Origin of the sequence: Allobosea sp. Leaf344 (assembly GCF_001426225.1) — a bacterium.
GTDB lineage: Bacteria > Pseudomonadota > Alphaproteobacteria > Rhizobiales > Beijerinckiaceae > Allobosea.
On sequence record NZ_LMRT01000004.1, the window covers coordinates 1 to 1,431 of the forward strand.

Annotated in this window: 1 pseudogene; it reads right to left on the reverse strand. The window is 63.8% G+C overall.

The features are described 5' to 3' along the window. Positions 1–114: 114 nt before the first annotated feature. Positions 115–1,431 (reverse strand): annotated as a pseudogene (locus tag ASG72_RS05730) (hypothetical protein); the annotation flags it as partial.

The following is a 1,431-nucleotide window of genomic DNA, read 5'->3' on the forward strand; positions in this document are numbered from 1 at the left end:
CTCGACGATGCAGCCAGTTGGCGGATCTCGCCTTTGCGTAAGGCGGCCCGCATCTAGCCCTTCTGCCTGTGCGAACCGGTTCGGGTCGACTCACCTCATTGCTGCACCGTATCGTTAGGCCGCCTCCCAAACCTGATTCAGGATCCGAGCGGCCAGCGCGGCCTTATCCTGCGGCAGGAAGCGGCCATAATGGTTCTGCACCATCTCAGGAGTGTCTTGGATCGCGTAGCTCGCCTGTTCGTAGGAGCCAGTCTGCTTCAAGATATGCGTCGCTAGCACGTCGCGTACGTTGTGCGGCCCGTGGGGCAGTAGGCCCGGGATCGCGCCTCGCCCGGTGAAGGGATTGTAGATTCCGTAGCGCTGGATCGTCAGCCGCCACGCTTCGTAAAAGGTGGTCTGGTCGTAGGCCGCGTCCGAGCTCGTTCGCTTGATCGTCTTCACGAAGAACGTGCCGGGGTCCTCGGCGCCTGCAAGCAAGACGCGGCGGTGGCGCGAGACGTAAGCGTCGATGTGCTGGTAGAGGCCGCCGAGGTCAGGCAGGACCAGTCGAAACGGCTTGCTGCCAAAATAGGACGATGTCGCGTTCTTGAAGGCGACGGATGGGATCAGGACCTCCCAGCCGCTGTCCCGCTCGCTCCAGCGCAACTCGCCTCGCTTGAGCTCCTCCAGCTGTCGTTCCAAGCGGGGAGGCTGACCGCGCGGACAGACCATGAGCTGACGGAGGTTCTTTTGCCGAAGCCCGAGGTGCAGGCCAAACCGCAGCATCAGGAATGAGCGTACGGCCTCCGCAGACTGCCGAGGGTAACGCAAGGGATCGGGCATCCGGTTGAGGATTTCTTCGGTGATTTTGCGATATTCCCCGACGGGACTATCGGCTTCGAGCACCGGCATGATCGGCTCGAACGGATCGCGGTGAACGCGGGCGACGCGCTGGATCTCCTTCACGCGTCCGGTGGCGTGCTTGAAGAAGGCGTCGCAGGCGCCATGCCAATCGGCCTTCGCCCGCTCGATCTCCTCCGGCGAAACCAGCCCCGGGATGGGCTGGACGCGATAGACGAGTTGTCCGTGCTGCCGGAGCCAACCAGTCTCTTGCCGTGTCAGGGCCAGCGCGATGCGGAGCATGTCTATCTCCCAAGCGGTATAGAAGCCGCGCTTCCGCTCGCGCCACTGGACGTACCAGTCCCAGACGCCGGGGAAGACGAGCAGGCCGAATGTTAGGTGCCGGAGCGGTACGCCATAGCCTCGGACAGCGCCGTTGGGCGAGGCCGCCAGCGCTCCCAGCATCAGGCCGAGATGCTCGATCTTCTGGGAGGTCGTTTCCTCGCCCCAGACGCCGTTCCGCTGCAGACCGAACGCCGTCAGCGTCGAAGTCTTGAAGCGGACCAGGCTTGCCATCTCCATCGTGAGCTGAGGCGGGGCTTCGACCACGCC